Genomic DNA, 20,063 nt, shown 5'->3' with positions numbered 1-20,063 from the left:
GGCTGGCTGCCGGTATTGGCCAGCAGCAGACGCTCAGACCACGACAGCAATGCCGTCAGTGCTGCGCGAATGCCGGCGTCCATGCCCGGGTAATCCTTGCCGCGCTGCAGCTCCTTGAGCACCTTGGCCCGCGGTACCCCGGCGCTGCCGTAGCGTGCCAGGTTCTTGAGGGCGTCGAGCATGCTGTAGAACAGCGTGCTGTTGATCAGCTCGTCTTCTTCCAGCACCTTGCGTGGCGGGCGCACCGGTTCGCCCTTGATCAGGCCGCTGCGAAACGGTTCGAACCAGGCATCCGGGCAGGTCAGGGTGGAGATGCGCCGCAGCAGGCTGCCATGCTGCTCGGCGCTCAGGCTCGGGTCGTGATAGAGGATGCCGCACAGCACCATCATGCCCAGCACGTCATCGTCAAACGCGTGCGGGTCGTGCTCCAGGCAGGCATACAGTTGCAGGTTGCTGGGCAGCTTGGCGCTGTCCAGGGCTTGTTGCACGGTGAGCAGGCGCTGGCTGATAAAGTGCTGCAGCGGATCGTTGTCGTCCAGCCAGCCCAGCAGGCCATTGACGTTGCCTTGCTGGCTCTGCAGGCGTAGCAGCAACTGCTGCAACCCGGCGAACGGATGGCCAGGCGCATACGGCAGGCTTGCCAGCAGTTGCGTCGGCACCATCGCCAGCCAACGCTCGGGTTCATCGATCAGGGCGAGCATGAACAGGTTCTGCCGGTGCCAGGTCCACAGGCCGTCGTCGGCAGGCGGGCGCGGCAGCTCGATACCGGCCTCGGCCAGTTCCGAAAGCAGCTGCACGCCATAGGGCTCGGGCATCAGGTTGCCCGGCTTGATCAGCTCGGTGAGCTTGGGCAGGGTTGCGGCCGGGTAGCTGCGCACCCGCCGCAGCCAGTCGCGGGCCACCGGCGAGCCGCTGTCTTCGCGCAGCACCTCGGGCAGTTGCGGGTGCGCCGAAGGGCTGTTGATGAAGGCGGTCAGGGCCAGGGCCAGCGGCGACTGGTTGAGCCAGCGCAACTGTTGCTCGGCCTGGTACTTGAAGCCTTCGAGGATCAGGATCTCCAGCGGATCATCGCCCAGCGGTTCGTCCAGGATTTGCCGCAGCAGGCCGCTGTCACCGCGGGTCAGTGCCCAGGCGTGGCGGTACAGGCGCTGCAACTGGCGGTCCGGCTGATCGTCGAGCAGCCAGGCCAGCAGCGGCAGTTCATCTTTGCCGTCCAGGCGCCATTTGACGAAAATCCCGGCGATACCTTCGTGCTCGTTACGCGCGGCTTCGAACAAGCGCGTCACGGTTTCCGGGCGCTGCGACGGGCTGCCCCAGGTCTGCCCTGGATCGTTCAGGTCTTGCGGCCATTCGTATACCGGATCCAGGCGATCCATGGCCAGGATCAGCAGCGGCAGGCGCTGCGGCTGTTGCTTGGCGTACAGGTTCAGCAACCAGCGGGCGGCTTCAGGGTACTGGTGTTCGCGCCACAGGCGGGTCCAGCACTGGCGGGCCAGCTCTACCTGGCCGGTGTCGCTGGCCTGGCAGGCGAGCATATACAGCAGGTCGATATCGTCCGGCGCCTGGCGTTGTTGCTCGGCGATCAAGGCAAAGAAGCAGGTGTTGCCGATGCCGGCCTGGCACAGCTGTGCCAGCAGGCGCTGGATATAGGCCTGGTCATCCGGGAACGGCATGCAGGTGTGCAGGGTGGCGAAGCTCTCGAATTCGAACAGCGGCCGGTTATGGTAGAAGTAATCCAGGTTCCTGGCGAACCACAGGGCTTCGACCTGCGCTTCGGCCGACCAGTGTTTCATCACGCGGGTGTCGAACGGGTCTGGCTCGCTGATACTTTCGAGGAATTCGTCGGCCTGGCGCGGATCCTCCAGACGCAGCACTTCGTTTTCCCAGCCCAGGTGAGTGGCCATCAGCTGCACGCAGGCGTGCGACAACGGGCCGGCCTCCATCAGGTTGTACAAAAGGTGCCAGCTGATCTGTTCCTGGTCACCCAGGCTCAAGCTGCTGAAACCATCGATGAAGGCCTGCCAGGCCGGCGGATCGAAGCGTCGGGTCGGGTCGGCGAGCAGCTTGGCGAAGTCCGCCATGGTCTGTTCGATCAGTGTATTGCGCGCAGGCACCGGATCGTTGTGCTCAAGGTCCTCATCCTGCTCGTCGCGGGCCAGGCGCAGGGCGTGCTCATAGGCCTCGCGCAGGGCCTGGAAACCTTGCGGGTCGGTTTCCGGGTGGTGCTGCGGCAACAACGCGCGGTAAGCGCCGCGGATGACATCGGGATCGTTGGTCGGCTCGATGCCCAGGCGAATCCAGCAGCTCATGACCAGCAATCCTTTGGCAGGGTGTCGGGGCATTCAGGCAGGTTTAGCGGCAGGTCCCAAGGAATGTTGGCGAAAAAGTCCAGGGCGTTTTGGCTCAGGTTCATCATGATGCAACGGTTCCAGTGTTCGCTGCCCTGGCGTTCCAGGTTCTGGGCCAGTTCCTCGTCGCTGCTGCTGGAGCAGTTCCACAGCGCCCTGCCAAACAGGTAACCGGCCAGGTAGCGGTCCCAGTCGTTGTAGTAGTGGCGTGCACGCAGGGCCAGGCGGCCGTGCAGCCAGAGGCTTTCATCGAGGCTGACGTAGCCCTTGCGCAGGCCGGCACGCAGCAGGTAGCTCATGCGCCCGATGTCCCAGGCGCGTACGCCGCCTTGGCCGCAGTCGGCGAGAGTGCGCAGGGCGAATTGGTACTGGATGCGTTGGCGTGGGCTCAACAGCTCAAGCACCTGCTGCCATTCGCTGGGCAGGCAGCGCGCGGCTTGCCAGTAGGCGTCCTTGACCTGCTGGGCGTGGCCAGTGTCGGCCATGGTGAGGATTTTAAGCAGCTCCTGGCGATTGCTGATGCCCCACCACTTTTTCAGGTCGGCCTCGTCTTCCACGTCGGTTTCGAAGTAGGTCGCCGCGGTGTAGCTGGCGCCGTTGAGGGCGACCATGGGCGCGGAAAGGGCGTACAGCCAGTGCTGCTCGATTTCTTCCATGAAAAAGCTCCGGGGCCGGTAGAGGAGTGTGCGGGTGCCGGCCGTAATGGCGCGGATTGTAGAGAGCCGCGCGGTGCGCGGCAAACCGGATTCGCTGCGTTAAGCGCTGGCCAGCATGGCGCGCTCTTCTTCGCGCAGGGTCAGCACTTCAAAACCGTCGGCGGTGACGGCGATGGTGTGTTCCCATTGCGCCGACAGGCTGCGGTCGCGGGTGATCACCGTCCAGCCGTCCTTGAGGGTGCGCACGCCACGTCCGCCCTGGTTGATCATCGGCTCGATGGTGAACACCATGCCGGGCTTGAGCGGCAGGCCGCTGCCGGGGTGGCCGTAGTGCAACACTTCGGGCGCCTCGTGCATCTGCCGGCCGATGCCGTGGCCGCAGTACTCACGCACCACGTTGTAGCCAGCGGCTTCGGCGTGGCGCTGGATGGCGTGGCCGATATCGCCCAGGGTCGCGCCGGGGCGCACGTGGCGAATGCCTTGCCAGAGCGCGGCATAGGTGGTGTCGACCAGTCGCCGGGCGGCGGCATCGATCTGTCCCAGGCAGTACATCTTCGACGAGTCGGCAATGTAGCCGCCTTGCTCCAGGGTGATGTCGACGTTGACGATGGAGCCGGCCTTGAGCACCTCGTCGGCGTGCGGCACGCCGTGGCACACCACGTGGTCGACCGAGGTGTTCAGCGAATAGGCAAAGCCGTACTGGCCCTTGCTCGCCGGTCGCGCCTTGAGCACATCGACGATGAACGCCTCGGCCCGGTCGTTGATCTGCAGGGTGCTGACCCCGGGGGCGATGAAATTGTCGAGGTGGGCGAACACCTGGCTCAGCAACTGGCCGGCAGTGCGCATCAGGGCCAGCTGTTCGGCGTTTTTCAGGACCACTTGGCTCATGGGGGAAGGTATTTCGTCTCTTTGAATGTACGCCAATGATACGGCCACGCCTGCTGGCTGTGCCATCCGATGGTGCAAGCGGGCCCAATGCGGTGCAGCCTGGCAGCCGCCGGTGAGTGCCCGAGCCCCGCACAGCAAGGCCTTGCCGATTCTGGCGCGGCCCTTGCTATAGCTTGAACATCCGGCAATCAACGCAGATTGCCCCGTTCACGACAAAGGCGCCGTGTTGCCCCCGCTTGTTGATTCAAGCCGGGGCAGCAGGGCGCCTTTTTGTTTGCGCAATCAGGAGGTAGGCCGATGAGCAGCACCAGCGTGCGCAGCGTGTGCCCGTATTGTGGCGTCGGTTGTGGCATCGTCATGACCGTGGAAGGCGGGCGGGTGACCAAGGTCAGTGGCGACAAACAGCACCCCAGCAACTTTGGCCGCCTGTGCACCAAGGGCCTGACCGCCCATCAACCGCTGCGCGAGTCCGGGCGCATGGAGCACGCCTACTTGCGTGACCAGCGTCAGCGCGACCCGGTGCAGCGCGGCATGCAGACCGCCATCGAACAGGCCGCGCAGCGCCTGCGGGCGATTATTGATGAGCATGGGCCCGACGCCCTGGGGTTCTATGTCTCCGGACAGATGTCGTTGGAGGCCCAGTACCTGATCAACAAACTGGCCAAGGGCTTTGTCCGCAGCCGGCATATCGAGTCCAACTCGCGCCTGTGCATGGCCAGTGCCAGCAGCGGCTACAAACTGTCGCTGGGCGCCGATGGGCCGCCGGGCAGTTACCAGGATTTTGATCGCGCCGAGGTGTTTTTCGTGATTGGCGCGAACATGGCCGATTGTCACCCGATCCTGTTCTTGCGCCTGCTCGACCGGCTCAAGGCCGGCGCGCGGCTGATCGTCGTCGACCCCAGAAACAGCGCCACCGCCGCCAAGGCCGACCTGTTCCTGCAGATCAAGCCAGGCACCGACCTGGCGCTGCTCAATGGCCTGCTTTATCTATTGCGGCAGAACGGCCAGTGCGACGCCGATTTCATCCAGCGCTACACCGAAGGCTGGGAGGCGATGCCGGCCTTTCTCGAGGACTACACACCTGAGCGGGTCGCCGCCATCACCGGGCTGCGCGAAGCCGATATCCGCCAAGCTGCAGCGTGGATCGGCCAGGCCCCGGAGTGGATGAGTTGCTGGACCATGGGCCTGAACCAGAGCATCCATGGCACCTGGCAGACCAACGCCCTGTGCAACCTGCACCTGGCCACCGGCGCCATTTGCCGGCCGGGCAGCGGGCCGTTTTCGCTGACCGGCCAGCCCAATGCCATGGGTGGGCGCGAAATGGGTTACATGGGCCCCGGCCTGCCAGGGCAGCGTTCGGCGCTGGTCGCGGCAGATCGTGCCTTCGTCGAGCAGCTCTGGCAGATCCCAGCCGGCAGCCTACGCAGCGAAGCCGGTGACGGCACGGTGGCGCTGTTCGAAAGCCTGGCGGCCGGGCAGATCAAGGCCTGTTGGATCATCTGCAGCAACCCGGTGGCCAGCGTCGCCAACCGCCAGCAGGTGATCGAAGGCTTGCAGGCGGCGCAGCTGGTGATCACCCAGGATGCCTTCCTCGACACCGAGACCAATCGCTACGCCGATATCCTCCTGCCCGCCGCCTTGTGGGCCGAGGGCGAGGGGGTGATGGTCAACTCCGAGCGCAACCTGACCCTGATGAACCAGGCCGTCGAGGCGCCGGGCGAGAGTTTGCCCGACTGGCAGATCATTGCCCGTATCGCCTGTGCCATGGGCTACGCCGAGGCGTTCAGCTACGCCAATGCCGAGGCGGTGTTCGACGAGCTGCGCCAGGCCTGGAACCCGGCCACCGGCTACGATGTGCGCGGCGTCAGCTATGCCAGCTTGCGTGAGGCACCGCAGCAGTGGCCGTGTGAGCCCGGGTGCGAGCATGATCGCAGCCCGCTGCGCTATCGCAACGACGGTGTCAGCCAGGTCCTGCTGCGTGATGCGCAAGGCCAGGTGCCTGCCATTGCCTTCCCCACCCCCAGCGGCAAGGCACGCTTCTTTGCCCGGCCTTGCCTGCCCAGCGCCGAACGGCCGGACGCTGACTTTCCGCTGGTGCTCAACACAGGCCGGGTCCAGCACCAGTGGCACACCCTGACCAAGACCGGCAAGGTGGCGGCGTTGAACAAGCTCGACCCCGGGCCGTTCGTGGAGATTCATCCGGACGATGCCGAGCGCCTGGGCATCGCTGAAAAGGATCAGGTGCAGATCCGTTCACGCCGCGGGCAGGCGCTGCTGCCGGCACGGATCACCACCCGGGTACTGGCGGGCAACTGCTTTGCGCCGTTTCATTGGAACGACGTCTACGGCGACAACCTGGCGATCAATGCGCTGACCAGCGACGCGGTCGATCCGCTGTCGCTGCAACCGGCCTTCAAGTACTGCGCGGTGGCCCTGAGCCGGGTCGCTGGCGAACGTATCGAGGCCGTCCAGGTCGATCAGCAGCACGCCTCGGTACAGGACAAGCACCTGCTGCTCTGGGCCTCGCAAACCGGCAACGGTCAGGCCCTGGCCGAACAGTGCGCCGAGCGCTTGCGCCAGGTCGGCTTGCCGGTCCAGTTGCGCTGCATGGAAGACGTGGCTGTGGAGCAACTGGACAATCCCGCCAGCCTGCTGCTGATCGCCAGTACCTTTGGCGACGGTGACGCGCCGGACAGCGGCGCGGCGTTCTGGCGTGGCCTGCATGGCGAGCACTCCCAACGCTGCGCCGGTGTGCCCTATGCGGTGCTGGCCCTGGGGGATTCCAGCTATGAACAGTTCTGCGGGTTTGGTCGCAAGCTCGATCAGCGCCTGGCAGAACTGGGGGCTGAGCGCTTGCTGGACAGGGTCGATTGCGAGGGCGATTTCAATGAACCGGCCGGGCAATGGTTGCAGGCGCTGCTGGGCAAACTGGGCCACGGCGAGCTGCTGTTCGAAGCGCCAGTGGCAGCGCCGGCCGCAACCGGCTTCAGCAAAACCAGGCCGCTGGCAACGACCCTGGTCGGCAATCGCCTGCTCAATGGCCCCGGTGCGCTCAAGGAAACCCGCCAACTGGTATTCGACCTGGGCGACAGCGGTTTCACTTATCAGTCCGGTGACGCCCTGGGTGTATGGCCGCGCAACTGCCCGGCGTTGGTCGACGAACTGCTGACCGCCACCCGCTTCGATGGCAGCCGCTGCGTCAGCCTCAAGGGCCAGGCCGACATGCCGTTGGCCGAGGCGCTGCTGGAGCACCTGGAGATCGCCCGCATCACGCCGCCATTGCTCGAGGCCTTCGCGGTTGGCAATGCGCAGTTGCGCGAGTTGCTTGCACCGCACAACAAGGCTGCGCTCAAGGACTGGCTGTGGGGCAAACAGCTGATCGACCTGGTGCACGCGTGCAAACCCGAGCTGAGCCTGGATAGCTGGTTGGGCCTGCTCAAACCCTTGCAGCCGCGGCTGTACTCGATCAGCTCAAGCCAGAAGCTGCATCCGCATCAGGTGCACCTGACGGTTTCCACCGTCCGTTACGGCCAGCGCAAGGGCGTGTGCTCGACCTACCTGGCCGACCGCAGCGAGCCCGGCCGGGTAGAAATCTTCAGCCAGCCGACCGCGCACTTTCGCCTGCCCAGTGACAGCTCGGCGCCGGTGATCATGGTTGGCCCCGGCACCGGTGTGGCGCCGTTCCGGGCGTTTCTTCAGGAGCGTCAGGCCGAGGGTGCCACAGGCCGCAACTGGCTGCTGTTCGGTGAGCAGCAAGCGGCCACGGATTTCTACTACCGCGACGAGCTGCTGGCCTGGCAGCGGGACGGCCACCTGAGCCGCCTGGACACCGCGTTCTCCCGCGACCAGGCGCAGAAGATCTACGTCCAGCAGCGCATGCTCGAACACGGCGCCGAACTCTGGCGCTGGCTGGAGGAGGGCGGGCACTTGTATGTCTGTGGTGACGCCGAGCGCATGGCCAGGGACGTCGATGCGGCGCTCAAGCAGGCGGTTCATCAGCACGGCGGCATGAGTGTGGAGCGGGCCGAGGCCTATGTCAGCGAACTGAGCCGCGCCAAGCGCTACCTGCGCGACGTCTACTGAGTGCCCCATAAGGGGGAGGGCTGCACCAGCCTGGGTCGATAACGGCCCGGACGGATAGCGTAGAACCCCCGGTTTCAAAGGCTTTGGCAGTTGGCACGCTACCTGCTTTTGCTTGCTTACAACGTCCTCGCGGGTCAATGGCGATTCGCAACCGGGACTACATAAAACGACCAGGCAAAGGCGCCTGGAGCTTCGGCTCCAGGCGCCTTTTTTGTTTTTCGGGGTTGGCCCCCAGCAGCAAAGCCACCGTGAATGGCCTTGAGTGAGGATCGGGTATGAATGGGTTTACCAGCATCGAAGCGCGGCAACAGCTGATCATCGTCGGCAACGGCATGGTCGGTCATCACTGCATCGAGCAACTGATCGAACGCGGTGCCCTGGGCCGCTTCCAGGTGCGGGTGTTCGGCGAAGAGCGCCAGCGCGCCTACGACCGTGTGCACCTGTCGGAGTACTTCAGTGGCAGTGATGCCGAGACCCTGGCGCTGGGCGAGGCGGGTTTGTACGCCGGGCACGGCATCCACCTGCACCTGGGTGAGCCGGTCCTGGAGATCGACCGCGAACGCTGCGAAGTGGTCACCCGCGCCGGGCGCTACCCTTATGATCAACTGGTCCTGGCCACCGGCTCCTATCCGTTCGTGCCGCCGATTGAAGGCTCGCACGGGGCGGCGCGCCTGGTCTATCGCACCCTCGATGATCTCGATGCCATCCGCGCCGCCGCCAGCAGTGCCCGCCGTGGCGTGGTGGTCGGCGGTGGCCTGCTCGGCCTTGAGGCGGCCAATGCCTTGAAGTCCTTGGGCCTGGAGGCCCACGTGGTGGAGTTCGCCCCGCGCTTGATGCCGGTGCAACTGGATGCCGAAGGCGGCGCGGCCTTGCGTGCGCAGATCGAAGCCCTGGGGGTTGGCGTGCACCTGTCGCGGGCGACCCAGGCCATCGTTGCCGGTGAAGACTATCGCTACCGGATGAACTTCGACGGCGGCGAGTTTCTTGAAACCGACCTGATCGTGTTCTCCGCCGGTATCCGCCCACAGGACGCCCTGGGTCGCAGCAGCGGCCTGGAAATCGCGCCGCGCGGCGGGGTGGTGATCGACAGCGCGTGTCGCAGCAGCGACCCACGGATCTTCGCCATTGGCGAATGTGCCTCATGGAACGGCAGCGTGTTCGGCCTGGTAGCGCCGGGCTACAGCATGGCGCGCAATGTCGCGGCGGCCCTGGCCGGTGAAGACGCTGGCAATTTTACCGGTGCCGACATGTCGACCAAGCTCAAACTGCTCGGCGTCGATGTCGGCTCCATCGGCGACGCTCACGGCGCCACGCCGGGCGCACGCAGCTATCGCTTTATCGACGAAGCCGCATCGGCCTATCGCCGGCTGGTGGTCGATGCCAGCGGCAAACAGGTGATCGGCGCGGTGCTGGTCGGCGACAACAGCTACTACGACACCTTGCTGCAATACGTGCAGAACGGCATTGCCCTGCCAGCCGACCCGGCCGGCCTGATCCTGCCGCAGTCGGCCGGCGCGCCGGCACTGGGCATCGATGCCTTGCCCGCCAGCGCGACCCTCTGCTCCTGCCACAACGTCAGCAAGGGCGCGGTCTGCGCGGCTATCGACAACGGTTGCGGCGACCTCGGCGAGCTCAAGCAGCAGACCAAGGCCTGCACCGGTTGCGGTGGTTGTGCGGCGTTGCTCAAGCAGGTGTTCGAGCATGAACTGATCGCCCGTGGGGTCAGCGTCGACAAGAGCCTCTGCGAGCACTTCGCCTACACCCGCCAGGAGCTGTACGCGCTGGTGCGGGTCGAGGGCATCCTCAGTTTTGACGAGATGCTCGCCAGGCATGGTCGCGGCCATGTCGGCTGCGATATCTGCAAACCCACGATCGGCTCGATTCTCGCCTCGTGCTGGAACCAACCGATCATGGACCCGTCGCTGGTACCACTACAGGACACCAACGACACCTTCATGGCCAACATGCAGAAGAACGGCACCTACTCGGTGGTGCCGCGGATTCCCGGCGGCGAGATCACCCCCGAGAAGCTGATCGTCATCGGCGAAGTGGCGAAAAAATACGACCTCTATACCAAGATCACCGGCGGCCAGCGCATCGACCTGTTCGGCGCCCAGCTGCATGAATTGCCAGAAATCTGGGCCGAACTGATTGCCGCAGGCTTCGAGACCGGCCACGCCTACGGCAAGTCGACGCGCACGGTGAAATCCTGCGTGGGCAGTACCTGGTGCCGCTACGGCGTACAGGACAGCGTACAGATGGCCCTGACCCTGGAAGACCGCTACAAGGGCCTGCGTTCGCCGCACAAGCTCAAGTTCGCGGTGTCCGGCTGCACCCGCGAATGCGCCGAGGCACAGAGCAAGGACATCGGCGTGATCGCTACCGAGAAAGGCTGGAACCTGTACATCTGCGGCAACGGCGGCATGCGCCCGCGGCATGCCGAACTGTTCGCCACCGACCTGGACGACGCCAGCCTGATCCGCATCATCGACCGCGTGCTGATGTTCTACATCCGTACCGCCGACAAGCTGCAGCGCACCTCGGTGTGGCGCGAAAGCCTGGAGGGCGGCCTGGACTACCTCAAGCAGGTGATCCTCGACGACAGCCTGGGCCTGGGCGCAGAACTGGAAGCGCAGATGCAGCTGGTGGTCGACCGCTACGAGTGCGAGTGGGCCAATGCCCTCAAAGACCCGGACAAGCTCAAGCGCTTCCGCACCTTCGTCAACGACCAGCGCCCGGACCCGGGTGTGCACTTTGTCCGCGAACGCGGCCAGCGCCGGCCCATCGGCGCCGGCGAACTTCACTTGATCCCGACCACCGAGGAGGTGCTCTGATGAGCCAGACCAACGCTGCGATAACTGTTCAGGCGCAACACTGGCAGGCGGTCTGCAGCCGTACCGACCTGATCGCCCAGTCCGGGGTGGTGGTGTGGTTCGACGGCCGCCAGGTGGCGCTGTTCTACCTGCCCGGGCATGCCACGCCACTGTTTGCCGTGGACAACCGCGACCCCAAGTCAGGGGCCAATGTGATCGGCCGCGGGCTGGTGGGGGAGCTCAAGGGCGAGTTGGTGGTGGCGGCACCGTTGTACAAGCAGCATTTCTGCTTGCGTGACGGGCGTTGCCTGGAGGATCCGCAGCAGGCCTTGCAGGTGTGGCCGGTGCGCATCAGTGGTGAGCAGATAGAGTTGGGGCGCTGCTGATGGCCTCATCGCTGGCAAGCCAGCCCCCGCAGTGTCTGGGGTATGCAGTACCTGTGGGAGCCGGTCTTGTCGGCGATCGACCGCAAAGCGGTCGCAGTCTTGCCGGAGCCCCGATAAACTCCCGGGATGAACCTCGACACCCGGATCAAATTCCGCCACTTGCTGTGCTTTCTCGAAATCGCCCGCCAGGGCAGTTTCGCCAAGGCTGCCGACGCCATGGCGATCAGTCAGCCGGCTATCTCCAAGACCCTCAAGGAGCTTGAAGAGCTGCTTGAGACGCGGCTGTTCGAGCGCAGCAAGCAGGGCGTCGAGCTGACCCCGGCCGGGGTGCGTTTCATGCGCTACGCCGGCCCCAGCGTGCAGGCCCTGCGCGAAGGGGTGAGCACCCTGCGCGGTGAAGAGCACGCACCGCCCCAGGTGCGTGTCGGCGTGTTGTCGACGGTTGAAAGCCTGCTGATGCCCGAGGTGCTGTGCCGCCTGCACCAGCGCCATGAGGCCCTGGTGGTCAGCGTTGCCACTGGCCCCAGTGCGCACCTGCTGGGGCAATTGCATGTGGGCGAACTGGACCTGGTGATCGGGCGCATGACCGACAGCCCGCAGATTCAGGGGCTGATGTTCGAGCACCTGTACAGCGAGTCGATGTCGCTGGTGGTGCGCCCAGGTCACCCTTTGCTCGGCCGCCAGCCGATCGAGCGCAGCCAGGTCGGGCACTACCCGCTGGTGCTGCCGCTGGCCGGCACGACCATCCGCAAGCATGCCGACAGCCTGTTCGTGCAGTGCGCCATCGAGCAACCGGCGCAACGCCTGGAAACCCTGTCGCCGGCCCTCAGCCGACGTTATGTGCAAGGCAGCGATGCGGTCTGGGTCGCCCCCCGGGATGCGGTGCGCGTTGACCTCAGCCGCGGTGAACTGTGCGAGCTGGACCTGGGCGTCAGTGAACCGGGCGGCTCGGTCGGCATCTGCAGCAACGCCGCCTTGCCCCTGGCGTTGCCTGCGCAATGGTTATGCGAGGTTTTGCGCGAGGTGGCGGCGCAGTACCGCGACGGCCACTACCCTTGAGCGCCCGCTGAGAGCAGGGCGTTGATCTCTTGCAGGCCGGCGTCGCCGAGGCTGCCGCTGGCGGCCAGCAACCTGAGCTGGGCCAGCACGATCGCATAACGCTGCTCGGCCAGTTGCTGTTCGGTCTGGGTCACCTGTTGTTCGGCGTCCAGCACATCGGAACTGATCCGCGCGCCGGCCTCGAAGGCGCGGGTGGTCGAGGTCAGGTTGGTCTGGCTGGAACGCAGCGCCTGCTGCAGCGCCGCGTACTGGCTGATGCCGCTGGTCAGGGTCAGGTAGGCCTGGCGCGCCATCAGGCCGGCCTCGCGGCGGGCGTCCTCGACTTCATCCAGGGCCACACCGTGCAGGGCGCGGGCTTCGCGGGTGCGGCTGGTGGTGCCGCCACCGGCGTACAATGGCAGGCTGACCTGCACACCGACCACGGTCTGGGTGTACTTTTCTTCCGGCAGGGTGACGTCGTAGAGGCTGCCGCCCACCGAGGCGAAGCGGCCGTGAGCGGCCACCAGGTCGACCGTGGGCAAATGCCCGGCTTGCTGCTTGTCGATTTCCTTTTCTGCCACCAGGCGCTTGATCTGCGCCGCCTGGACCTTGAGGTTGTGCTGTTGCGCCTGCTCGGCCCAGGTGCCGATCAGCGCTGGCTGCGGCCCCTGGAAGCGCACCTGCGGGTCGAGCCGCGCCAGGGCCGCGGGTACACTGCCGGTCAACTGCGCCAGGGTTTCCTGGTGCAATTGCACGGCGTTGTGCGCGGCCATCTGCCGGGCATAGGCCAGGTCGTAGCGGGCCTGGATGCGCTGCACTTCGCTTTCGGTGCCGGAGCCGGCCTGGTAGAAGCGTTCAGCCTTGCTGCGCTGCTCCTGCAGGGTGCGCACCTGCTGGCGGCTGGTGCTGAGCAGGTCTTCGGCCAGCAGCAGGTCAAAGTAGGCGTCGGCGACTCGCAGCATCAGGTCCTGGCGGGCGGCCTGCAGGTTGATTTCCCCGGCCAGCACCAGGGCCTTGCTCTGGTCATGGCCGATCACGTTCTGCCAGCGCAGCAGCGGCTGGATCAGCACCAGTGCGTAGGCATTGGAGTTGTCGCGGTTGCGTGTGGACGCGCCGCTGTCGTCGCGGTCGACCCAGGCGGCGCCCCCTTCAAGTGACAGGTTGGGCAGCAGCAGGGCGCGGCCCTGGGGTTCTTTCTCGTTGCTGGCACGTTGTTGTTCGATGGCCGCGGCGTATTTCATGTCATGGGCCAGGGCTTTTTGATAGAGCTGGTAGAGGTCATCAGCCCGGGCCTGCTGGCTGCTGGCGAGCAGTAGCAGGGCGATCAGGCTTGCGCGGATTCGCGAGAGTTGTTCGAGCACGGCAAGGCTTCCTGTTCGGATTGAGCGATTCGTTTGGGGTTGCGCATCAGCAGGACCATCGGCACACCGATCAGCATTACTGCGCCAAGCAGGCCGAAGAGCATGCTGAAGCCGAGCATCTGTGCCTGTTCACGGGTATTGACCAGGGCCAGCAGGGCTTGCGCCTGGGCCGGATCGCTGGTGCCCAGCGAGAGCACGCGTGGGTCGTAGCGGGCAACATCCCAGCCGCTGGCGATGATGCTCGACTCGGTGACGTGCTCGGATAATTGCCGGTAGCGCGCCCAGGAAAAGCGCGTCAGCAAGGTCGCGGCGATGGCGATGCCGACGCTGCCACCGAGCTGGCGCATGAGGTTGAGCACCCCCGAACCGACCGAGATCAGCTGTGCAGGCAGTTGGCGCATGGCCAGGTTGGTGAGCGGAACGAAAATCATGCCCAGGCCAAGCCCGCGGATGATCAGCGGCCAGTACAGGGTGTCGGGGCTGCTTTGCAGGGTGAACTGGGTGTGCAGGTACATCGCATAGCCGTAGATGAGGATGCCGACGCTGACGAACAGCCGTTCATCGATCTTGTTTTCCTGGGACAGCTTGCCGATCACCAGGGTGCTCACGGCGCTGGCCAGGGCCCCGGGAAAGATCACCATGCCGCTCTGGTAGGCGCTCTGGTCCAGCAGCGTCTGCAGCAGTAACGGCACCATGAACAGCGTGCTGTACAGGCCGAAGCCGACACAAAAGGCACAGACCGAGCCCATGAGGAACTCGCGGTTGCGAAACAGCGCCATATTGACGATCGGAGTGGCCACGCGCTGCTCCCACCAGAAAAACGCCAGCAGGCCGAAGCTGCCCAGCAGCAGGCAGGCGATGGTCAGGTCCGATTCCAGCCAGTCCCAGTGTTCGCCGCGCTCGAGCATGATCTGCAGGCTGCCGACGCCCAGGGCGAGCAGGGCGAAGCCGATGTAGTCGATGCTTTGCGGGCGTTTCTCGTTGATTGAGTCATGCACGCAGAGCCACGACAGAAGGATCGCCACAGCGCCGATCGGCAGGTTGATCAGAAAGATCCAGTGCCAGGAGAATTCATCGATCAGGTAACCGCCCACCGAGGGCCCCAGGGTCGGTCCCATCATTACCCCGACCCCGTACAGGGCCAGGCCAGTGCTGACCTTTTCCTTGGGGAACACGTCGTAGATGATTGCCTGGGAGATACCCAGCAAGCCACCGCCAGCCAGGCCCTGGATAATCCGGAAGGCCACCAGTTGCCAGAGCTCGGTGGACATCGCGCAGCCCAGCGAGGCCAGTACGAACAGGGTCGAGGAAACCAGGTAGTAGTTGCGCCGGCCGAACCAGGCCGACAGCCAGCCACTGGCCGGGAGGATTACTACGTTGGCGACGATGTAACCGGTCGAGACCCAGGAGATTTCATCCACCGAGGCGCCGAAGCTGCCCATCAAGCTGGGAATGGCAACGTTGACGATGGTGACATCGAGCAGCTCCATCATCGAGATCAGGGTGACCGTGAAGGCCACCAGCCAGGGCGATTTCATAGGGTCTGCTCGGCGTCCCGGATGTTCACCTCAACGAACACGCTCATGCCCTGGCTCAACGCATTGCGGTATCGCTCGGGCACCTGGTCGAGTTCGATGCGCGCCTGGATGCGCTGCACTACCTTGGTGAAGTTGCCGGTGGCGTTTTCCTGGGGCAGCAGTGAGAAGCGCGCACCAGTGGCCGGCACCAGGCTTTGCACGACGCCTTCGAAGCGTTCACCGGGGAAGGCATCGACGCTGATCCGGGCCTTTTGTCCGACCCGCACGCGGCCGATGTGGGTTTCCTTGAAATTGGCGATTACCCACAGGTGCTCGGTACTGACCAGGCTCAAGAGCTTTTGCCCGGCGACCACGAATTGCCCGGGCTCGACTTCCTTTTTTGCGATGATGCCGGCCTGGGGCGAGGTCTGGCGGGTGTCCTGCAGCTGGATCCGAGCCAGTTCAAGTTCCGCTTCGGCAGCACCGATACGGTATTCCTCGACTTTCAGTGCCGCCTTGTTGGCCAGGGTGCCTTCGACGGCGGCGCGGGAGTTACTGCGGGCTGCCTGTAGCTCGTGGTTCAGGGCATTGAAGCGCGCCTGGGCGGCTTCCAGGTCCTGGGTGCTGACTACGCCCTGGCTGGCCAGGCGCCGGGTACGCTGGTAGTCGCTGCGGGCTTGCTCGAGGTTGGCACCGAGCTGGGCGATGGCGGCTTCGGCGGCAAGGCTGCGGGCCGCGGCGCTGCGCACCTGGCTGTCCATCAGGCCGGGCATGCCACCCTGGCCGGCGGCGACCATCAGGCCGAGGTAGTTGGCCTGGGCTTGCTCGACCCGCCGGCGGTACTCGTCCTCGCGTACCTGGTAGAGCAGTTCGCCCTGTTCGACCCGGGCGTTTTCGCGGATCGGAACCTCGACCACGGTTCCGGAGAGTTTGGCACGGATCGGGATGATGACCCCCTCCACCTCGGCATTGTCGGTACTGACGTATTCCCGGGCGTATTGCCAGCGCTGCCAGCCAAGAAACAGCAGGCCACCGATTACCAGTGCACATACCGCCAATTTGCCGTATTTGCTTTTCACCATGTCATACGCTCTTCGTCTGGATTTTTATCGCGCAGGAAGGGCTGTGCACCGGGCCGTAGCCCGGCACGCAGGTGCTGCCCTCAGCCCAGTTCGGCCTGGTACTGGTGTTGTAATTCGGGTGTCGGCAGGCGCTCGGCCAACAGGTGCTGCACGCCGTCCCACAGGCCGATGCGGGCATTGATGGCGCTGCGCGCGCTGTTGACCAACTGGGTTTGCTGGGCCGGTTCGGTGATGATGGCGGCGATGATGCGTTTGGCCGCCGGGCCGTGGTCGTCGCCGTCCATCTCGATGTGGCGTTTGAGGTAGTAGGTCAGCATCGGCACGCTATCCTCGCTGACCGACCAGTTCTCCAGCAGGCGCCCGAACATGTCCGGGATGATGTCTTCGCGACCGAAGAAGAAATACGCCAGGGCTTGCTCCGTGGTGCCGTACAGGGCGACGTCGAGGGTCTGGCTGACGAAGATCTTGGCCGGCAGCGGAATGTCCGGGGCCGCCAGGGCCTGGCCAAGCGGGGCGCCGTTACCGAGCTGGGTGAGGAAGTTGCGAAACGGCGCGGTGTTGGCACCGATTTCTTCCATGGCGTTGACATACAGCTCCATGTGGCTGATGAAGCCGCCACCGGGACGCTCGTCGGTTTCCTCGCCGATGACTATCTCGTTGATCAGGCGGGCGGCGGTGATGTGCTTGGGCGCCAGCCACGGCAGCTCGACGCAGGTCAGGTCACGCTGGATGCGTTTGAGCAGGGTCATGAAGTCCCACACCGCAAAGACGTGGACCTCCATCAGCAAGCGCACGTCATCCAGGGTGGCGATATTGGCGAACAGCGGGTGCTCCAGCAGGGTGCGGCGTTCGTCCTGGATATATTGATCGATCTCGAAAGACATACTCGGCTCCATGAGTGTCATTGTTGGAAGTGTCAGCGGGCGGGTCCGCTGCCCTCGAGCGAAGCGGGTGCCCGCTCGGGTGTTGCCTGCACCTCCCCGCTGTAGGGGAACTGGCTGGAGCAGTACCTGAACGAGCCGATGAAGCTGGGCTCGAGCAAGGCCTGCCGGTCCTGGTACCAGCCACTGGCGAGCAAGCGCCGATGGACCTGGGGGAGCCGCCAGCACGGCACCCGAGGGTACAGATGGTGTTCCAGGTGATAGTTCGAGCCCGCGTGTAGCAGGCTGCACAGCAGCGAAGTGCGCGAACGGGCGATCGGCGTTTCGACGTCGCTGGCGAAGGCATGCTCCTGGTAGGCATTGACGCCGGAAATCAGCAGGGCCAGCAGCAGGCACACCACGAGCGCCGGCAGCAACACTGGCCAGTGGCTGGCCAGGCCAGCCCAGAGGACGATCCAGCCGGCCTGGCACAGCAGGTTGACCCGTGCCAGCAGGCGGATCTGCTGCGCCGGCAATGGCAAGCGGCCCTCGACCCTGGCCCCGGGCAGCGCCAGTTGCACGGTCTGCAGCAAGTAGCGAGCGGTGGCCTGCAAGCGCGAGACAATCATCCGCATCAACGGATGCCGATAGCGGCGAAACAGTCGCCAGTCCGGGTCTTGCGGGCCGTTGCTGTGGCGGTGGTGCTGCCAGTGGTCGACGAAGTAGCCGGTGACACAGAACCCTGTAAGTATCGAACTGCACAGCACGCCTAGCAGGCAACTGAGCAGGCGCTTGTCGCTGAAGTTGAAGTGAAACCCCTCGTGGCCGAGGATGCCCTGCAGGAACATCCCGTACGCCGCCGGTATCAGCAGCGGCAGGGCGCCCAGGGCCCACGCCGGGCCATGTCCGGCAAGGCCCACATAGGCCAGCAGGGGCACGGCGAACAGCAGCAGGGCATAGCCGATGACCAGGGCCGACTCCAGCGCGGACGTCGCGAACAGGCGCCGTTCGAGCTTGAGTTCAGGCTTGTGAAATGCCGGCCGGTGCATGCCTGGCTCCTTACTCGATCAGCTCGGGTTTGAGCGTCAGTTGTCCAGCCTTGGTCAGCGTGCGCAGGCGCAAGGCGATGAAGGCGTCGACCAGGCTCGGCATGCAGCGCGCACTGTACATGGCCACGGTGCCGAGGAAGGTCAGGCCGCGATTGCGCAAACCGCGCTTGAGGCAGGCACGAACCAGGCCGTCGCTGGCAGCGCCGATTTTTTCTTCAAGCGACAGCAGGGTCTTGTCGCCCAGCTTGAAGCTCACCAGGCGCTTGACCGACAGCCCCACCCGCTGGGCGGGCTGGTGGATGGCGGTATCGATGAAACCGGGGTAGACGGTGACCACATCCAGCTCCCCGGGGTACTGCATGCGCAGCACGTCTGAGTAGGCGCTCATGGCCCGCTTGCTGGCGGCATAGGCGGCAACATAGGGGGCGTTGACCAAGGCGAACAGTGACGACACGTTCACCACCTTGCCGCGGCTGCGCAGCAACCCCGGGAGGAAGGCGGCGGTGAGTTGCCAGGGGGCGAGCAGGTTGATTTCCATGGCCCGGCGCACTTCATCGGTAACCCCGGTCTCGCCGCGTTCGAGGGTCAGGGTGCCGGCATTGTTGACCAGGATATCCAGGTCGCCGAATCGTTCCTGGATTGAGTGCACGGCCTCGGCCAGGGCTTGCTGGTCGCACAGGTCGAGCAGGTAGAAGGCATCCAAGTGCAGGCTGGCGTCGCTTTCCAGGCGGTCGATACCGATCACCGTCGCGCCCAGGCGCTTGAGCTTGTGGGCGGTCTCCAGGCCCAGCCCACGGGCGACACCGGTGATCACCACGGTCTTGTTCATCAGGTTCACGCTGCAACTCCTTTGGCAATGCTGAATGAGGCGTCCTGCAGGTAGGCGTCGAGATTCTTGCTCATCGCTATCTTGGCTGGCGGATGGAACTGCAGCCCGCGACAACTGAGCATCCACTGCGAGCTGTCGGTGGAGCGGATGAAGTCCAGGCCGCCGAGCATCTGGTGAGCCTGGTCCGAAGTACTGGCCAGCAGTTGCTCTATGCCGTAGCGCACCAGCAGCAGGCGGGCCAGGACCGCCGAGAGGTCGTCGGGGTGGCGCTGGATATCAAGTGCCGCGCCTTCCAGTGCGCTCAGGCACAGTTGCATCTGCGCGGCCAGTTCGACCCGGTGGTGTTCGCTCCAGCGCTGCTGCGCCACCACCGCTTCCACCAGGCCCAGGCAGGCGCCGAGGTAAGAGGCGCTGATCAACAGCTCGAACCAGATGAAACCGATAGTCTGGACTTCGCCCAGCTGGGTCTTGAGGCCGGCGGAAAACACCATCTTGTTGTCGACCAGCACCCGGTCCAGGCGCACCTCGACGCTTTCGGCTGCCGCCAGGGCGCTGTTTTGCCAGAACGGCTGGTGGCTGATGCCCGGCGCGCTGGCCGGGATAAGCGCGACCATCAGTTCTTCGCCCGCCGGGCTGATGCGGCTGTAACTGGCGGTCAGCAAGTCCATGGACTTGCCCAGGCTGCAGGGTTTCTTGCTGCCGCTGAGGATTACGCCGGAGGGGGTTTGTTCAGCCTGCATGCCGGCGTCGAGAATGCCACCGCCGGGTACGCCCTCGGCAAAACCCGAGGCCAGCAGCAAGCGCTGGCGGGCAATGGCTGAGAGCAACAGGCCTTCGGCGCCCGCGCCGTTCTGGCCGATGGCGACCAGGCTTGCCACCGAGAACTGGTGCATGGTGCTGGCCACCGCCAGTGACGGCGAGCGTGCGCCCAGGGCGAGTTGTACATGCACGGCCTGGAAGGCGTCGGCGCCCAGTCCACCAGCTTCCTGGTTGATCAGCAGGCTCACCGGACCGTGATGCTTGAACCAGCCAACCACCGGGCTGTCGGCTGCTTCCCGTGCGGCGAAGGGGATTTCGCCAAGCAGGGCATCAAAGCCTGGGGCAAAGTGCTCGAGAATGGCCCGCGAGCGTTGCAGTAAAGCCAGGGTCATGG

14 protein-coding genes are annotated in these 20,063 nt (G+C 65.0%); 4 read left to right on the top strand and 10 right to left on the bottom strand.

Annotated elements, in window-relative coordinates:
- The 3 genes from UW3_RS27265 to map form a co-directional block, all read right to left on the bottom strand.
- Positions 1-2,309: J domain-containing protein (locus UW3_RS27265; RefSeq protein ID WP_010224247.1), on the bottom strand; the 2,309-nt coding region annotated here is incomplete at its 3' end.
- On the bottom strand, positions 2,306-3,004 hold the full coding sequence (locus UW3_RS0118290; protein ID WP_010224245.1) for a DUF1266 domain-containing protein: 699 nt from the start codon (positions 3,002-3,004) through the stop codon (positions 2,306-2,308). The genes UW3_RS0118290 and UW3_RS27265, both read right to left, overlap by 4 nt.
- 99 nt (positions 3,005-3,103) lie before the next feature.
- Positions 3,104-3,892, bottom strand: a complete 789-nt coding sequence (map, locus tag UW3_RS0118285; protein WP_010224243.1) for a type I methionyl aminopeptidase — start codon at positions 3,890-3,892, stop codon at positions 3,104-3,106.
- A gap of 297 nt (positions 3,893-4,189) precedes the next feature.
- Between map and UW3_RS0118280 the strand changes: the two genes are divergently transcribed.
- The 4 genes from UW3_RS0118280 (at position 4,190) to pcaQ (ending at position 12,233) form a co-directional block, all read left to right on the top strand.
- Positions 4,190-7,975 (top strand): bifunctional nitrate reductase/sulfite reductase flavoprotein subunit alpha, encoded by a 3,786-nt coding sequence (locus UW3_RS0118280; protein ID WP_010224240.1) that lies wholly within the window; start codon positions 4,190-4,192, stop codon positions 7,973-7,975.
- Between the two features lie 275 nt (positions 7,976-8,250).
- Positions 8,251-10,809 carry a nitrite reductase large subunit NirB gene (gene nirB, locus UW3_RS0118275; RefSeq protein ID WP_010224238.1) on the top strand — a complete coding sequence of 853 codons (2,559 nt, stop codon included), beginning with the start codon at positions 8,251-8,253 and terminating at the stop codon, positions 10,807-10,809.
- Entirely contained in the window at positions 10,809-11,174 is a 366-nt protein-coding gene (nirD, locus tag UW3_RS0118270) for a nitrite reductase small subunit NirD (protein ID WP_010224236.1), read from the top strand. The genes nirB and nirD overlap by 1 nt, the downstream gene beginning before the upstream one ends.
- Positions 11,175-11,300: 126 nt before the next feature.
- Positions 11,301-12,233 carry a pca operon transcription factor PcaQ gene (pcaQ, locus tag UW3_RS0118265; protein ID WP_010224234.1) on the top strand — a complete coding sequence of 311 codons (933 nt, stop codon included), beginning with the start codon at positions 11,301-11,303 and terminating at the stop codon, positions 12,231-12,233.
- On the opposite strand, the gene UW3_RS0118260 is transcribed toward pcaQ, so the two are convergent.
- The 7 genes from UW3_RS0118260 to UW3_RS0118230 all read right to left on the bottom strand — a co-directional run bounded on the left by UW3_RS0118260 (position 12,224) and on the right by UW3_RS0118230 (position 20,061).
- Positions 12,224-13,573 (bottom strand): TolC family outer membrane protein, encoded by a 1,350-nt coding sequence (locus UW3_RS0118260; protein WP_010224232.1) that lies wholly within the window; start codon positions 13,571-13,573, stop codon positions 12,224-12,226. The two genes, pcaQ and UW3_RS0118260, sit on opposite strands and share 10 nt — an antisense overlap.
- Positions 13,537-15,111, bottom strand: a complete 1,575-nt coding sequence (locus UW3_RS0118255) for a DHA2 family efflux MFS transporter permease subunit (RefSeq protein WP_010224230.1) — start codon at positions 15,109-15,111, stop codon at positions 13,537-13,539. Before UW3_RS0118255 ends, UW3_RS0118260 begins: the two co-directional genes overlap by 37 nt.
- Positions 15,108-16,172 (bottom strand): HlyD family secretion protein, encoded by a 1,065-nt coding sequence (locus tag UW3_RS0118250; RefSeq protein WP_010224228.1) that lies wholly within the window; start codon positions 16,170-16,172, stop codon positions 15,108-15,110. Before UW3_RS0118250 ends, UW3_RS0118255 begins: the two co-directional genes overlap by 4 nt.
- A gap of 80 nt (positions 16,173-16,252) precedes the next feature.
- Positions 16,253-17,056 (bottom strand): DUF3050 domain-containing protein, encoded by an 804-nt coding sequence (locus UW3_RS27260; protein ID WP_010224226.1) that lies wholly within the window; start codon positions 17,054-17,056, stop codon positions 16,253-16,255.
- A gap of 32 nt (positions 17,057-17,088) precedes the next feature.
- Positions 17,089-18,081, bottom strand: a complete 993-nt coding sequence (locus UW3_RS0118240) for a fatty acid desaturase family protein (RefSeq protein ID WP_010224225.1) — start codon at positions 18,079-18,081, stop codon at positions 17,089-17,091.
- A 10-nt stretch (positions 18,082-18,091) separates the two neighbouring features.
- Positions 18,092-18,910: an SDR family NAD(P)-dependent oxidoreductase gene (locus UW3_RS0118235; protein WP_223253828.1), complete on the bottom strand. Its 819-nt coding sequence runs from the start codon at positions 18,908-18,910 to the stop codon at positions 18,092-18,094.
- Positions 18,911-18,915: 5 nt separating this feature from the next.
- Positions 18,916-20,061, bottom strand: a complete 1,146-nt coding sequence (locus UW3_RS0118230) for an acyl-CoA dehydrogenase family protein (protein WP_026001394.1) — start codon at positions 20,059-20,061, stop codon at positions 18,916-18,918.
- Positions 20,062-20,063 lie beyond the last annotated feature (2 nt).

This window comes from Pseudomonas donghuensis (assembly GCF_000259195.1).
Classification (GTDB): Bacteria; Pseudomonadota; Gammaproteobacteria; order Pseudomonadales; family Pseudomonadaceae; genus Aquipseudomonas; species Aquipseudomonas donghuensis.
This window is presented reverse-complemented; position numbering and strand designations above follow the sequence as displayed.

Bases quoted from the DNA above. Each gene is read 5' to 3' on its own strand.
- UW3_RS0118250 (WP_010224228.1), bottom strand. From the start codon at position 16,172: ATGGTGAAAAGCAAATACGGCAAATTGGCGGTATGTGCACTGGTAATC.
- UW3_RS0118255 (WP_010224230.1), bottom strand. From the start codon at position 15,111: ATGAAATCGCCCTGGCTGGTGGCCTTCACGGTCACCCTGATCTCGATG.
- UW3_RS0118280 (WP_010224240.1), top strand. From the start codon at position 4,190: ATGAGCAGCACCAGCGTGCGCAGCGTGTGCCCGTATTGTGGCGTCGGT.
- nirD (WP_010224236.1), top strand. From the start codon at position 10,809: ATGAGCCAGACCAACGCTGCGATAACTGTTCAGGCGCAACACTGGCAG.
- UW3_RS0118235 (WP_223253828.1), bottom strand. From the start codon at position 18,910: ATGAACAAGACCGTGGTGATCACCGGTGTCGCCCGTGGGCTGGGCCTG.
- UW3_RS0118230 (WP_026001394.1), bottom strand. From the start codon at position 20,061: ATGACCCTGGCTTTACTGCAACGCTCGCGGGCCATTCTCGAGCACTTT.
- UW3_RS27260 (WP_010224226.1), bottom strand. From the start codon at position 17,056: ATGTCTTTCGAGATCGATCAATATATCCAGGACGAACGCCGCACCCTG.
- nirB (WP_010224238.1), top strand. From the start codon at position 8,251: ATGAATGGGTTTACCAGCATCGAAGCGCGGCAACAGCTGATCATCGTC.
- UW3_RS0118290 (WP_010224245.1), bottom strand. From the start codon at position 3,004: ATGGAAGAAATCGAGCAGCACTGGCTGTACGCCCTTTCCGCGCCCATG.
- pcaQ (WP_010224234.1), top strand. From the start codon at position 11,301: ATGAACCTCGACACCCGGATCAAATTCCGCCACTTGCTGTGCTTTCTC.
- UW3_RS0118240 (WP_010224225.1), bottom strand. From the start codon at position 18,081: ATGCACCGGCCGGCATTTCACAAGCCTGAACTCAAGCTCGAACGGCGC.
- map (WP_010224243.1), bottom strand. From the start codon at position 3,892: ATGAGCCAAGTGGTCCTGAAAAACGCCGAACAGCTGGCCCTGATGCGC.